This window comes from Magnetospirillum sp. UT-4 (genome assembly GCF_902729435.1).
Classification (GTDB): Bacteria; Pseudomonadota; Alphaproteobacteria; order Rhodospirillales; family Magnetospirillaceae; genus Magnetospirillum.
On the sequence record NZ_CACVCG010000052.1, the window covers coordinates 42,190 to 56,225 of the forward strand.

At 68.5% G+C, this 14,036-nt stretch carries 12 protein-coding genes; 7 read left to right on the forward strand and 5 right to left on the reverse strand.

The window, feature by feature from the left end:
• Positions 1 to 122 precede the first annotated feature (122 nt).
• Positions 123 to 2,222: an adenylate/guanylate cyclase domain-containing protein gene (locus MTBUT4_RS08095; RefSeq protein ID WP_173979166.1), complete on the forward strand. Its 2,100-nt coding sequence runs from the start codon at positions 123 to 125 to the stop codon at positions 2,220 to 2,222.
• A gap of 8 nt (positions 2,223 to 2,230) precedes the next feature.
• Positions 2,231 to 3,274 (forward strand): TRAP transporter substrate-binding protein DctP, encoded by a 1,044-nt coding sequence (dctP, locus tag MTBUT4_RS08100; protein WP_173979167.1) that lies wholly within the window; start codon positions 2,231 to 2,233, stop codon positions 3,272 to 3,274.
• On the opposite strand, the gene MTBUT4_RS08105 is transcribed toward dctP, so the two are convergent.
• Genes MTBUT4_RS08105 through MTBUT4_RS08115 form a run of 3 tightly spaced genes read right to left on the reverse strand, consistent with a single transcriptional unit; the run spans position 3,258 to position 5,876 of the window.
• Positions 3,258 to 3,875 (reverse strand): hypothetical protein, encoded by a 618-nt coding sequence (locus tag MTBUT4_RS08105; protein WP_173979168.1) that lies wholly within the window; start codon positions 3,873 to 3,875, stop codon positions 3,258 to 3,260. The genes dctP and MTBUT4_RS08105 overlap by 17 nt on opposite strands.
• A 1-nt stretch (position 3,876) precedes the next feature.
• Positions 3,877 to 5,034 carry a 3-phenylpropionate MFS transporter gene (locus MTBUT4_RS08110; protein WP_173979169.1) on the reverse strand — a complete coding sequence of 386 codons (1,158 nt, stop codon included), beginning with the start codon at positions 5,032 to 5,034 and terminating at the stop codon, positions 3,877 to 3,879.
• Positions 5,031 to 5,876: a ChbG/HpnK family deacetylase gene (locus tag MTBUT4_RS08115; protein ID WP_173979170.1), complete on the reverse strand. Its 846-nt coding sequence runs from the start codon at positions 5,874 to 5,876 to the stop codon at positions 5,031 to 5,033. Before MTBUT4_RS08115 ends, MTBUT4_RS08110 begins: the two co-directional genes overlap by 4 nt.
• A 44-nt stretch (positions 5,877 to 5,920) precedes the next feature.
• Between MTBUT4_RS08115 and MTBUT4_RS08120 the strand changes: the two genes are divergently transcribed.
• The 3 genes from MTBUT4_RS08120 (at position 5,921) to MTBUT4_RS08130 (ending at position 7,587) form a co-directional block, all read left to right on the forward strand.
• Positions 5,921 to 6,916, forward strand: a complete 996-nt coding sequence (locus MTBUT4_RS08120; RefSeq protein ID WP_173979171.1) for a glycosyltransferase family 2 protein — start codon at positions 5,921 to 5,923, stop codon at positions 6,914 to 6,916.
• Between the two features lie 84 nt (positions 6,917 to 7,000).
• Complete coding sequence (locus MTBUT4_RS08125; RefSeq protein WP_173979172.1) at positions 7,001 to 7,150, forward strand: hypothetical protein; 150 nt, start codon at positions 7,001 to 7,003, stop codon at positions 7,148 to 7,150.
• A 47-nt stretch (positions 7,151 to 7,197) separates the two neighbouring features.
• Positions 7,198 to 7,587 (forward strand): hypothetical protein, encoded by a 390-nt coding sequence (locus MTBUT4_RS08130; protein ID WP_173979173.1) that lies wholly within the window; start codon positions 7,198 to 7,200, stop codon positions 7,585 to 7,587.
• Positions 7,588 to 8,066: 479 nt separating this feature from the next.
• On the opposite strand, the gene MTBUT4_RS08135 is transcribed toward MTBUT4_RS08130, so the two are convergent.
• Positions 8,067 to 8,279, reverse strand: coding sequence for a hypothetical protein (locus tag MTBUT4_RS08135; RefSeq protein ID WP_173979174.1), 213 nt, complete (start codon positions 8,277 to 8,279; stop codon positions 8,067 to 8,069).
• Between the two features lie 241 nt (positions 8,280 to 8,520).
• On the reverse strand, positions 8,521 to 11,277 hold the full coding sequence (locus tag MTBUT4_RS08140; protein WP_173979175.1) for a glycosyltransferase: 2,757 nt from the start codon (positions 11,275 to 11,277) through the stop codon (positions 8,521 to 8,523).
• Between the two features lie 303 nt (positions 11,278 to 11,580).
• On the opposite strand from MTBUT4_RS08140, the gene MTBUT4_RS08145 reads away from it, so the two are divergent.
• Together MTBUT4_RS08145 and MTBUT4_RS08150 are read left to right on the forward strand one after the other, a co-directional pair.
• Positions 11,581 to 12,729, forward strand: coding sequence for a BPSL0067 family protein (locus MTBUT4_RS08145; protein WP_173979176.1), 1,149 nt, complete (start codon positions 11,581 to 11,583; stop codon positions 12,727 to 12,729).
• Between the two features lie 51 nt (positions 12,730 to 12,780).
• Positions 12,781 to 13,644, forward strand: a complete 864-nt coding sequence (locus tag MTBUT4_RS08150; RefSeq protein ID WP_173979177.1) for a hypothetical protein — start codon at positions 12,781 to 12,783, stop codon at positions 13,642 to 13,644.
• The last annotated feature ends 392 nt before the right edge of the window (positions 13,645 to 14,036 follow it).

The window sequence follows — 14,036 nt, forward strand, 5'->3', positions numbered from 1 at the left end:
GCCGGTTGAACGGCAAGACAAGGGACTCGACTCGCCCCGGAAACGGTTGCATCATCCAGTCAACCTGTGGGTGCGGGATCGAACCACGTCTTGGGGAAGACGTGGGTGAGGGGGTAGGGGGAATGGGCCGGCTGCGCGTCAAGCTCAGGCTGGGGATCGCTGCGACGTTCCTGTCGCTGGCCGTCCCCCTGACGGCGATCATGATCGCCGCGTTGTTCCAGCAGAACGTCACTCTTGCCCGGCGGATGGCCGACCAGGCCATGGAGCGGGCCACCCGCGAGGTCGCCACCACGGTGTCGGCGCTGTTCGGCAACCTGTCCGGGGCGGTGGGCATGTCGGTCTCGTTCGGCCGCGCCCTGCAGGAGGGGGCGCGCCAGCCCGACGCGCTGCGCCCGATGTTCGAGATGCTGCAGCGCATCCCCGAGGCCTACAGCATCTATTTCGGCACCCACGACGATGGCGGCTTCTACCAGGTGGTGCGGCTGCCCGAAGCGATTTCGGCGTTCGGCCCCTATCGCCGCAAGCCCCCCGAGGATGCCAGGTGGGTGGTGCGGATCCTCGATTCCTCGTCGGGGGAGCGGCGCGACACCTATGTCTACCTGCGCGACTGGGGCGACGTGGTCCGGGTGGAGCGGGCCGAGTCCGCCTACGATCCGCGTGCGCGGCCATGGTACCAGAACGCCCTGGCCGACGACCGGGTGGTCAATTCCGGCGCCTACGTCTTCTCGGGCACCGGACGCCCCGGCCTGACCCTGTCGCAGCGTCTGGTCACCGATGACGGCACCCGGGTCGGGGTGTTCGGCGCCGATCTGTCCATCGACGCCCTGGGCGAGTTCCTGGCCGGGCGGGGCATCGGGGCGGGGGGCGTCACCTTCATCCTGGACGAGGATTTGCGGCTGGTCGGGTTCCCCGATGCCGCCAAGGCGGTGACCATCGTCGACGGCAAGGTCGTCCTGGTGGACGGCGCCCAGGTCGACCATCCGGTGGTGTCCGAGGCGGTGCGGGCCCACCGCGCCGGCGGCGGGCTCTCGCTGCTGGTGGACTCCAAGGCCGACGGCTCGACCTGGCTGGCCGGCTTCCGGCCGTTCCCCGACCAGTTCGGCCGCCGCTGGACCATCGGCGCCATCGCCGCCGAGGACGAGTTCGTCGGCGCCATCAAGGAGGCGCGGCGCAACATCATCCTGCTGGGCGCCGCCTTCATGGTGGTGGCGACGCTGGGCGTGGTGTGGCTGTCCTATCTGCTGTCGCGGCCCATCGACCGGCTGATCGCCGAGACCGAGCGCATCCGCCGCTTCGAGCTCGAGGGCAAGGTCGAGGTCAGTTCGCCGATCCAGGAAATGGCCATGCTGGCCGCCGCGGTCGGGAGCATGAAGGCAGGCCTGGCCAGCTTCGGCTCCTACGTCCCCAAGAGCCTGGTCGAGGACATCATCCGCTCGGGCAGCGGCACCAAGGTCGGCGGCGTGCGGCGACCGCTCACCATCATGTTCTCGGACCTGCAGGGCTTCACCTCGGCCACCGAATCCATGGAACCGGAGCAACTGTTGCACTGGCTGTCGGAATATTTCGACGCCATGTCGAAGGCGGTCCACGACAATCGCGGCACCATCGACAAGTTCATCGGCGACGCGGTGATGGCCATGTGGAACGCACCGCTCGAGGACGACGACCACGTCGCCAACGCCTGCCGCGCCATGCTGGCCTGTCGTCGGGTCTGCCATGCCGGCGGCACCGGCGGTCCCGCCCTCAAGACCCGCATGGGCCTGCACACCGGCATCGCGGTGGTGGGCAATGTCGGTTCGCACGACCGCATGCAGTACACCGCCCTGGGCGCCGTGGTGAACCTGGCATCGCGGGTGGAAAGCCTGAACAAGCAGCTGGGGACCGAATTGCTGGTGACCGGCCCGGTGGCCGCGGCGGTGGGCGACCGCTTCCTGCTGCGTCCGTTCGGCCCGGTCCTGGTGGTCGGCGCCTCGATCCCGCTGGAGGTGTGCGAGTTGGTGGGCGAGGCCGGCGAGGCCGCCCCCGGCCTGGACATCTGGAACGCGGCCATGGCGGCCTACCGGGCCGGCCGCTGGGACGAGGCCGTCGCCGGCTTCGAGGCCTATTCGGCCGGCCGCGGCGAGGACCCGGCGGCCAGCCTGCTGGCCGGCAATGCCCGCCGCTTCGCCCAGTCCGGTGCACCGTCCGATTGGGACGGGGTGCTGCGCTTCACCAAGAAGTAGGAGGCAGCATGCTCCGGTCCCGACTCGTCCGCCTCGCCATCGCCCTCGCCGCCGCCTGGGCCTGCTGTCCCCTCCAGGCCGGGGCCGAACCGCTGGCCATCCTGCTGGCGCATACCCACCCGCAGCGGTCCGACCTCGACCCGCTGGCCGCCGCTGCCGCCGAGTTCCGTGCCCAGGTCGCCAGCCGGTCGGCGGGGGCCATGAAGGTCGACGTGCTGGCCGACGGTGTGGTCGGCAACGATGCCTCGATCCTGCGCCTGAGCGGCGAGGGTGTCATCCATGGCGGGCTGGTGGCCATGTCCGCCGCCGCCGCCGCCTATCCGCCGCTGCTGGCCACCCAGGTGCCGTTCGCCTTCGCCGAGGTGGAGCAGGCCCGCGCCGTCTTCGCCGGGCCGCTGGCCGCCCGGCTGGGCGAGGACATGGCGGCGCGGAGCCCGGTGCGGCTGGCCGGCTTCGTCGATTCCGGCGGCTTCGACATCATCACCAACCTGGATCGCGACGTCTCCACGCCCGAGGAGATGTGGGGCCTGCGCATGCGCGCCCTGCTGGGCTACGCCCCCGAGGAGGCCATGATCCGCGCCCTCGAGGCCCATCCGGTGGGGGTCTCGCTGCGCGACGAGCGCGGCGCCCTGGCCTCGACCCTGATCGACGGCCAGGCCGGCACCATCGCCACCATCCTGGTGCGCGGCCTTGACGCGCTGCAGGGGCACGCCACCATCACCAATCACCTGTACGCGCCCTATGTCTGGGTGTGGAACGCCAGCTTCCTGGCCAAACTGGATGCGGACCAGAGACGGATCGTCGACGAGGCGGCCGCCGCTGCCATCCACCGCGCCGAACGGAAGGCCGACGCGCTGGTTGGTCAGGGCCGCGGCGAGGCGGTCCTGGCCCGGCGGATGGTGGTGCACAAGCTCTCTCCGGCCGAACGCGAGGCTTTCCGCGAGGCAATGCGGCCGGCGGTGGAGGAGGCCCTGCGCACCGATTTGGGCGAGGCGGATGGCCGTTGGCTCGACCTGTTCATCGCGGCCGCCGGCCCTACCGCACGTCCCTGAACCGGAATTCCAGCCGCACCGGGAACGGCGCCTTGGCCTTCAAGGCGTCGGTCAGGCGCAGGGGCTGGGCGTCGCGGATGGCTTTGTAGAAGGCGTCGACGGTGCGCCGCTCCAGCGATTTCGGCGGCAGGCGGGGATAGCCGTCGAAGACCTCGGCCGGGTTCCACGGGCGCCGGGAATCGTATTCCCCGGCGAAATGGCCATCGGCGCCCACCGTCACCCGCACCGTGACCTCGCCTTCAGGCGCCCCCTTCAGCTCGGGCGGCGGCGTCCAGTGGCGGACCACCTGGGCCAGCACGAAATCGCGCTCGTTCCGGGTCGGCGGCTGCGGGCGGGTCGGGCGGGCGGTGACGGACGCGGTCGGCCGGCTGTCGGGCGGCGCGGCGTCCAGGTTGGGGATCTGGCGCGGCGCCTCCTGCCGGGCGGGAGCGGCCGGCGCCTCCGGGGCCTTCGGCGATGGCGCGGTCGCGGGCGGCGCCACCAGCTCCACCGTCACCGCCTGCGGTTCGGGGGCCAAATCGGGAAGCTCGGGGCCGATCCAGGCCAGCAGCAGGGCCAGGTGCAGCAGCGCCGACAGCAGCGGCGGCAACAGGCGGCGCATGTCAGCACACCCGGCCGCCATGCCAGCGCCGCATCAGGCCCAGGGCGGCGGCGGTGGCGAGCAGGCTCAAGGCCGCCATGGCGAGAAAGGCCAGCGCTCCGGCCTGCTGGAACAGGGCGCCGGCCAGCGGGCTCATCAGCCCCGGCGCCACCCCCATGGCCAGCGCCGAATAGACCGCCTGGGCGCGGGCCGACAGGCCCGCGGGCACCGCCCGCTGGATGAAGTGCATGGCGCCCAGATGGGCGCAGCCGAAGGTGGCGGCGTGCAGCAGCTGGGCCATTGCCAGCACCGGCACCGAGGCGGTCAGGCCCAGCACCAGCCAGCGCGCCACGCCGCAGCCGGCGGCGGCCAGCAGCAGCCCGGCGGGGCCGAAGCGGGCCACCGCCCGGCCGGAGAAGGCGAACAGCACGATCTCGGCCAGCACCCCTTCCGACCACAGCAGGCCGATGGTGGAATCGCTGATGCCGGCCTGCTTCCAGGACAGGGTGGCGAAGCCGTAATAGACCGTGTGCGAGGCATGGTTGAGGGCGCTGGCGGTGGCGAACAACAGGAACACGCTACTGCCCAGCAGCGGCGTCAGGCGCGGCCGTTCGGTGCCTTCCTCGTGGTGGGCGCGGGCGTCGGGCAGGGTCGCGCAGCTCAGGGCGGTGGCACCCAAGGCGCCGCCGATCAGCCACACCAGCACCAGCGGCGACACCACTTCCAGCAGGCGGCCGACCAGGACGGCGGCGACGATGAAGGCCAGCGAGCCCCACAGCCGGATGCGGCCGTAATCCAGCCGTTGCGCCTGGGTCACCATCATGGCCAGGCTTTCGCCCACCGGCATGATGCCCGACCACAGGCCCACCGCGGCGATGGTGACGCCCAGGATCTGCCAGAAGCCCTCGGCGAAGGCGAAGCCGGTCCACGCCAGGGTGGCGCCCAGGGCCAGGACCAGCATGGGCTTCCTGCGGTCGCCGCGGCGATCGACGGCGTGTCCGACCAGCGGGTTGACCGCCACCTTGACCAGGAACGTGCTGGCGATCACCAGCCCGATCTCGGTGGCGGTCAGGCCCTTGGCCTCCAGCCACAGCGGCCAGAACGGCAGGTGGATGCCGACCGCGGCGAACAGGGCGACGTAATAGGCGGACAGGCGAAGGCCCGCACCGGAAAAGGTCATGGCGACAGCCGCGCCAGGGTCAGGCCCCGCCTGGCGAGGGAACGCACCATGTCGTCCGAGGCGAGGAAGCGGTATTCCACCTCGCGCTGGTGGGTCAGGGTGTCGGCTGCCTCCAGCGCCGCGTCCACATGGCCGGGATGGACCATCATCAGGGTGCGCGGCCCGGGGCGGTCGGTGAAGCGCTCGAACAGCCGGTCGAAGGGGATGCGCCCGGAGAAGTCGTAGACGCCCCGGAACGAGCGGTTGTGCGGCACCCCGGCCGATTTCAGGCGGCGGCGGAAGCCCTGGCCCAGCTCCGAGATGACCAGGGCGCGCAGCGGCGAGACGCCGCGGGCGATGATGGCGGCACGCGGCTCGACGCAGCTGCGGAACCAGCCCTTGCCGCCCAGGCGGCGGCGCCACAGGCCGATCACCGCCTCGCCGATGCCAGGCAGCTGGTGGACGTGGTGATGGCCGTCGAGGAAGTCGGGGGGGCGGCCGAAGGCGGCCTCGAAGGCGTCGATCTGGCGCTCCAGCTCGACGGCGATCTCGGCGGTGTCGAGGCGGCGGGCCAGCGCCAGCTTGAGCAGAACCGGGAGCGGCGGCAGCCGGCCGGCGGGGGCCAGCGCCGGCATCGGCCCCAGCGGGCTCTGGTCGGTCAGTGTCAGGTGGAGCCCGATATCGGCAAGCCCGTCCAGCGGCTTCAGCGCCGCCGCCGCCTCGGGCCAGTGGGCCGAGCCGGTCATGCAGCCGGTGGCCTGCAGCCGGCCCATGCCGATCAGCGCGCGAATGGCGTCGGACACCCCGGGGGCGAGGCCGTAATCGTCGGCGCACAGGGTGATGGCGGGGCGGGTGTGGCTCATCGGCGTTCGTTGACCGGTTCTTTGGAATTCATCACACTGGCGGCATGTCGATCATCACGCAAGAGCCCCAGGTCCCCGAAGCGGCCGCCGCCACCACGCCGGTGCTGTCGCTGGTGGTGCCCATGTTCAACGAATCCGCCAATGTCGATGGCCTGTTCGCCAGGCTGGCCGGGGTGTTGGCGGACATCGGCGTGACCTACGAGATCGTCTGCGTCGACGACGGCAGCCGCGACGACACGGTGGCCCGGGTGGTCGAGCACCATCGCCGCGACCCGAGGATAAGGCTGGTCGAATTGTCGCGCAACTTCGGCAAGGAGCTGGCGCTGACCGCCGGGCTGCAGCACGCCAGCGGCCGCGCCGTGGTGATGATCGACGCCGACCTGCAGCATCCGCCCGAGGCCATCGCCGCCATGCTGGAGAAATGGCGCGAGGGCTTCGAGATGGTGATCGCGGTGCGTCGCGACCGCGAGAACGAAAGCGCCTTGAAGCGGGCCGGCGCGCGCGCCTTCTACCGCCTGTTCGAGGAAGTCTCGGACGTGCGGTTGCCGCCGGGGGCCGGCGATTTCCGCCTGCTCGACCGCAAGGTGGTGGACGTGCTCAATGCCATGCCCGAGCACACCCGCTTCATGAAGGGCCTGTACGCCTGGGTCGGCTTTCGCCAGACCACCATTCCCTACGACGTGGCGCCGCGCGCCGGCGGGGTCACCAAATTCAACTATTTCCGCCTCTACCGGCTGGCCATCGACGGCATCACCGCCTTCACCGACGTGCCGCTCAAGGTGTGGACCTTCATCGGCATGCTGGTGGCGGCCTTCGCGCTGCTGTACGGCCTGCTGTTCATCGTCAAGACGCTGATCCTGGGCATCGACGTGCCGGGCTATCCCTCGTTGATCGTCGCCACCATGTTCTTCGCCGGGGTGCAGCTCATCAGCCTGGGCGTGATCGGCGAGTATCTCGGCCGCGTCTTCTCCGAGGTCAAGCGTCGCCCGCTCTATGTGGTGCGCGGGCTGTACGGGCTGGAGCGGGGCGAAAAGCGGTAATCCTTGCCCTTCCCTGGTCACACCGATCAGCCTCATCGATTTCGTAGATTCACCTCGTGGACAGTCACGCGAGGGAGAATCACCATGACCGACCTGTTCTTCGAGGACCTGCGGCGCATCGTCCTGACCCTGCTGTTCCTCGTCGCCTTCGGCTGGGTCGCCGCCCAGATGCTGCCGGGACCGGCCGAAGCGGCGGATTTACCGTCCGTTCATGGCGGCTTTATACGGACGTAATACGGCTGTGATATGTCAATGGTGTCTGCATTCGATCCGGGGACGCCATGAACAGCTACAGCCGCATCCGCCGCACCCTTACCTCGCGCATGGCCAACACCCAGACCGACGACCGCCGGCGCTTCCAGCGCTATACCGGCGCCGGCATGACCGCCATCCTGAATGGCAAGGTGGTCGATGTGGACGACGTCTCCCTGGGCGGGTTGCGGCTGCCCCGCATGGAGCTGGCCCGCGGCACCGAGTTGACGGTGCAGCTGATGCCGCGGGTGGGCGACCGCCTGCTGGTCAATGAAAACATCCACGTGCGGACCATGGTGGTGCGCAATTGCGACGCGTGGACCCACCTGCACTTCACCGCCATGACCTATACCATCGCCAAGGCCATCATCCGCCACATGGGGCGGGTCACCGGGGTCAAGCCGTTCATGGTGCGGTAGGGCGGGCGCCGCAGGGGCCTCCTGCTCGTCCCCCTCACTCGTCATGCCCGGGCTTGACCCACTTCTGTCCGGTTTAATTTTCGGATTGCAGCCCTTGGTGACGGCTGCGTCCAGGGTGACGCTGGCCGAAGTAGACAGGATTACCCTCGCCCGCTTGCGGGAGAGGGAGGGGCCCGTCGCGACAGCGACGGGAGGGAGAGGGTGCGCGCCGCGAGGTGCGCTTCGCGACAGCGAAAGCGCTGGTTTCTCCAGGTCTTGGGCGCGCCGACGCGCGCCGCCCTCACCCCGGCTCGCTGGCGCTCGCCCCCCTCTCCCGCAAGCGGGCGAGGGGGGCAATTGCCAGCCGAAATTTAAACCGGACAGCCGTGGGCTTGACCCAGGGCTGTCCGCCACCGGGCTCGCCTCACAAGGTGGGCTCCAGTTGAAGCGACGGCGGCACGGGGTGGGAAGACGCCAAACCGGTTTATTTTCATCCCCTGCTACAGCAGCAGATCGACCCGTGGCGGTGCCGAATCCTCGACCTTGGAGCGGCAGGTGAACAGCCGTCCCGGCTCGATGCCGGCCTGGTCCACCAGATAGGTCTTGGCCGCCCGCGCCCGGGAATCGGCGAGGCGGACCAGACGGTCGTGGTCGGGGGCCGCCGCCTCGCCCTCGGGCGGCGCTCCGACCAGCCGCTGCAGGCGGGCCAGCACGCCGCTCTCCTCGGCTCGCCGGGCCTCCAGCAGGGCCGGTCCGTCGCTGTCGCGGGCGGCAATGCCGCACAGGNCAGAAGTGGGCTTGACCCGGGCATCTACACGTGGGTCCGCCCGGTCGCTTTATGAAACAATGAGTTAGGCCGCGCCACGTGGACCCCCGGGTCAAGCCCGGGGGTGACGAAAAGGGGGCGGCGCGAGCTTGCCTGGACAGCGCCGGGCCGGGCCCGGGGCCGGGGGATCACACCACCGCGGTCTCCGCCGGCTCCTTGCGCGGGGCTTCGTCGTCGGCGGCCGGCTTGGGGGTCTCGGGGACCTTGGGCGGCAGGGTCGAGATCACCGAGGTCGCCAGCGCCGCCAGGAACGGCATGCTTTGCACCACCAGCACCGCCGCCCACAGCCGGATCTCGGGGTCGTAGTAGTTGCGCAGGGCGGCGCCGGTGCCCATGGCGGCGACGGCGTCGCCCAGGGCGCCGCGGTACCACAGGGTCGACAGGAACGCCCCCAGGGTCGGCCCGAACAGCACCAGCAGCGCGGCGAACCAATGCGCCGCCATCAGCGACGTCTCTTCCAGCGTCATCTTGATGGCGTCCTTGAGGCCCACCTTCTCGGCCATCTTGGGCGTGCGCATGAACGGCGTCGACTTGGTGAAGACGCCCTGCCACATGGCCCAGGCGATGGCGTAGGTCAGGCCCATGCCGGCCACCGCCGACAGGATCCGCCGCTTCCACGAGCATTTGACGCGGGTGGAATAGAGGAAGATGTGGTGGACGATCTTGGCCACGAACACGCCCACCGTGGGCAGGATGAAGAAGGCCAGCGGGGTGTCGAAATAGCGCGGCGCCAGCACCATGCCCATCGTCCAGAGCAGGCTGGTGAGGCAGAACATCAGGTAGAAGCCGTCGGCGAACCACGGCAGCCAGCCCGACACGAAATGGTACTTCTGGCCCGCCGTCAGGCCGGTTTCCTTGAACGGGATCAGCGCCTTCCAATGCGCCTTGAGGATCTGCACGGCGCCATAGGCCCAGCGGAAGCGCTGCTTCTTGTAGGCCATGAAGCTGTCGGGAACCAGGCCGTGGCCCATGCGCTCCTGGATGTAGTTGGATTCGTAGCCGATCTGCATCATGCGCAGGCCCAGCTCGGCGTCCTCGACGATGCACCACTCGGCCCAGCGCCCGGCATCCTCCATGGCCTTCTTGCGCACCAGGGTCATGGTGCCGTGCTGGATGATGGCGTTGGCCTCGTTCCTGAACACCATGCCGATGTCGAAGAACCCGGCATATTCCCAGTTGATCATTTCCTTGAACAGGTCGTTCTGCCAGTCGCGGTGGTCCTGGGGCGCCTGCACGTGGCCGACCTTGGGATCGTCGAAATAGGGGATCAGCGAGGACAGCCAGTCCTTGCGCACCTGGTAGTCGGAATCGACCACGCCGATGATCTCGGCCTCGGGGTCGGTCTGCGACAGGGCGAAGTTGAGCGCGCCGGCCTTGGCCCCCGGCCAGGGGGCGAGGTGGAAGAACTTCACCCGCTCGCCCAGGCTGGCGCAATATTCCTCGATGGGCTTCCAGACCTCCTCCTTCTTGGTGTTGTTGTCGATCACCAGGATTTCGAAGTCGGGATAGTCCAGCGCCATCAGCGAATCGATGGTCAGCTTCACCATCTCGGGCGGCTCGTTGTAGCAGGGCAGGTGCAGCGACACCTTGGGCGTGCGGGTCAGGTTGCCGGGCGGCATCGGCTTGAACGCGCGTTTCAGCCGCCCCGACCAGGTCAGTTCGGTCAGCTCGATGCCGTTGATCAGCACCACGATCAGCAACAGCAACTGCGCCGGCAGCAGCACGCCGATCATCAGCTCGGTGGCGGGGGCCATGTCGCGCACCACCGGCGTCGACATGGTCCAGATCATCAAGGTGGCGGCGAACTGCACCAGCATGGCGAAGAACACCTTGCCGGCCATGCGCAATTCCTTCCACCGCCACAGGAACCAGCCCATGGGCAGCAGCGCGATCAGGGTGGCGGCGGCGGCCTGGAACGGCCATTCCTGGAACTCGATGACCGGGCCGATCCAGCTGAACTTGGGCTCGCGCTCGACGGTGAAGATGCCCCAGTGCTTTTCCGAGGCGGTCCCGTCCAGCTTGATCTTCCACGGCTGGTCGAAGGCCTCGACCACGTTGTAGTCCAGGTTCTCCTCCTGCGCCCAGTTGAGGAAACGGCGCAGGAACAGGGCCTGGTTGACCAGGCTGGGCACGGCGACGCCGTTGTTGCGCCCGGCCGAGGGCCAGCCCACTTCGCCGATGAAGATGGGCTTGTCGGGATAGGCCTGTCGGACCATCGACACCATGTGCTTGGTGAAATCCAGCGCCTCGTCGATGTGGCGGCCGCCGGGCTCCCAGTAGGGCAGGGTGTGGATGGTGATGTAATCGACTTCCCGCACCAGCTCGGGATGCTCCAGCCAGATGGCCCAGGCCTCGGCGGTGCTGATCTTGACCCGGTCCGGCACCATGGCGCGGACCCGGCGGATGTAGCGGATCATCTGCTCCGGGGTCAGGCGATGCAGGGTCAGGTTCTCGTTGCCGATGATGATGCGCTCGACATTGGGATTGTCGCGGGCGATGCGGGCGATGTTCTCGATCTCGCGCTCGTTGCGGCCCAGGCGCTCGTCCAGCCATGCCCCGGGCAGCGCCTTCAGGCCGTGCTTGGCGGCCAGCGCCGGCACCTGGTCCAGGCCCTCCAGCGTCGAGTAGGTGCGGACCTGATCGACCTTGCCGGCCAGCAGCGCCAGATCCTCGTCCATTTCCTCGGTGGTCGGCAGGAAGTGCTCGTCCAGATGCGGCATCTGGCGCACCAGGGTGGGATCGTCGTCGGCGCGCGACGGCGAGAACGACACCGAATGAATGGTGCCCGACCACGGCAGCCCGGTCTGAGGCCGGTTCAACGCCGCCCAGAAGCCGAGGTTGCCGAGGACGATGAGGACGAGAACCAGGAAGCCCGAAAGGCGCATGAGGGGAACGTCCGTATTCATGAGGACCGGTCGGTGAATCATCGCACCAACCGGGCGCGGCGAAAAGAGCGCGCGAACATTAGCCAAGCCCGGGAATCCTGTCCACGGGCTTGGGGCGGGAGGCTGTCACGCGGATGTGGCGGGAATGGGGCGGGGTAGGGCGGCGACGAGAGCCCGGCCCGGCCGTCGCCCCCCGCCCCCGATCCCTTCCCCGGCCACACCATCTCGGCCGAGGGCGCCCGGGCCCATGAGTCCTGGGCGGCGCAGCTGCCGCGCGACAGCGACCCGCGCCAGACCGCCCGCATGCTGAAGACCGCCATCGACACCTACGGCGACCAGGGGCGCGCCGACGTCGCCGACCTCCTGGGCCGCTTCCACCAGCACGATGCCGGCAAGGCCGCCACCCTGCGGAAGGAAATGGCCGCGCTGACCGGCGAGACCCTGCCCTTCCGCGTGGCGCCTTTGGGCGAGGGCTTCCGCGCCCCCACCGACGCCGAGCGGCTGTCCCAGGCCCCCAAGGCCCCCTTCGGCAGCCCCGAGGGCGCCGACTTCACCGCCGCCGCCGGCATGGCCGAGGCCCTGGCCAAGCAAGGCGACTTCGCCGGCGCCATCCAGCACCTCCGCACCTCCCCCGAGGCCACCCAGCCGTACCTCGCCGCCGTGCACCAGCTGATGGCGGACCGGAACCCCGTCCACGCCATGAATTTCGCCGAGGCCATGGACAAGGCGGGGATGGCGTCGGGGGGAGGTGGTACCGCCGAACCCGTTGCAGGCATGGAAACCCGTTCGGATCACGCGCTTCAGGCGCCCGATCCGGCTGTGGCCCGCGACGTCGAGGTGGTGAAGGACCCCGACAACCTTCCCGGGTACACCCACTGGCTGGCCCAAGCCGCAAAATCCGACCCGCAATGGGCGGATCAGCACGGCCGCACCGTCAGCCGCGAGCTGTACAAGAGCGACCCCAAGGCGGCAGAGGAGATGGTCCGCCAGGGTGAGGCCAACGGCATCAGGATCGGCCTTTATGCCGAGGGCCATCAAGCCGAGAAGAGCCCCGCCGAACTGGTCAAGACGGCCAATGGCCGGCACCTGTCGATGGGCCCCGACTCCGGCAGTGAACAATGTGTCGCCATGGTCAAATACGCCGTCCCCGAGCTTCAGGGGATCCGCGCCAGCGACTGGAAGGAAGGGGAGAAGATCAAGGGCCCCGGCGACCCGCCGCTCAAGGAGGGCACCGCGCTTGCCACCTTCGAGAACGGCAAATACCAGAACCGCGCCACCGGCAACCATGCCGTCGTTTTCGAAAAGTACGGCGAGAAGGGCGGACAGAAGGGGATGTGGGTGGTGGATCAATGGGATGGCCGGCCACCGAACTCAAGTTTCATCCACTTTGACAACCCGTCCGGCGGCCGGATTCGGCAGGCCGGGAACTACTCGGTGATTCGCAGGCCCTAGAGGTATATAATGCTTAGATCCGCAACCTCTACGTCATGCGATCTGGTCGGCATGTATAAGTTCATGTTTGCCGTAGTGGTGCTGTTGCTGCCGGCCATAGCGGAAGCCAAGCCCGAGGCCGTCGTAGCCTCGTGCCCAAAGACTTGGCAGTTCGGACCAAGGTCAATGCCCCTGACCGGGGCGTTGATCTGGGCCAATTTCATCAGGATCGATGAGACCACGACCATACGGGCGGGTCGCGCGCTGTCTCGGATGGACATCGCCCAATTCGATCAGCGGCCAGTCTTTCTACATTGTACCTACGGGAAGGACTGGAAATCCGTCGTCGCTGTTCAGTTGCCCGAGCACACGATCTCGTGCGAAATCGAATGGGAGACGACGAAGCGGCGCGATACTGAAGGCGTCCACACCCACTATATCCGCGCCCTGAGCGCCGAATGCCATGGCCCTGCCCAAGGCGAGCCGGCGCAGGCCTTTGCCGTCTCTCCCCCTTCGCCGGCCACAGAGGTCGAGGCGCTGCGCCTGCGCCGCAGCGCCGCCGACCTGAAGCAGCTGGTCGCGGCCCGTGGCGGCAGCTGGTTCCAGCCGGCCGAGGGCGCGCCGGCCGAAATCGGCTTCGGCGACACCCGGCTGAAGGTCATATTCTCCCTCGCCACCGGCCTGTCCCGCGAAATCGTCCTGTACGGTCCGCCACCGGCCGAGGGCGATCATGCCTTCCAATCGGCCGTCATCAGCCGCTTCGGCTTCCCCATCAAGTACGATGACGTCGTTTGTGCAGACGTTTGGTCAGACACGGACGAGATCGCCGTCGAATGGCGCAGCCCGTGTTCGAAACAGCCCAACCTGCCGCTCCAGGAAATGCGCCTGGTGGACATGGCCGACCCCGAATCGCGAAGGGTGAGGGGGAAGGAGTGAAGGCGGAAGAGCATACCGGGAGGGGCGAGAAAATGGACTCTGACCCCATTTCCTGCCCGGCCACCGCATGTACCGCCAAGTCCAGCCTGCCATGGCAACACAGATGAACGCCGATAGGCTCAACCCGATGGAAGCGCCATCGCCCCAACGGGAGAAGCTGGGAGTGAGGGAATTGAGTGCAATGGCACCGTAATTCCAATGGCACCGTAATTCCACGCGCTGGTTTATCTCGGCAAGGACGAAAGCGATCCGTCCAAAATTAATGTGATCGATCAATATGCTCCGCGCTATGACAAGGACGGCAATTTGGTGCGACAGGGCCAGCCGACAAGGATCCGAGTGATTTCGCCAGGAGATTTACTCGGATATAGTGTGATCCGGCTAAAGTAGCT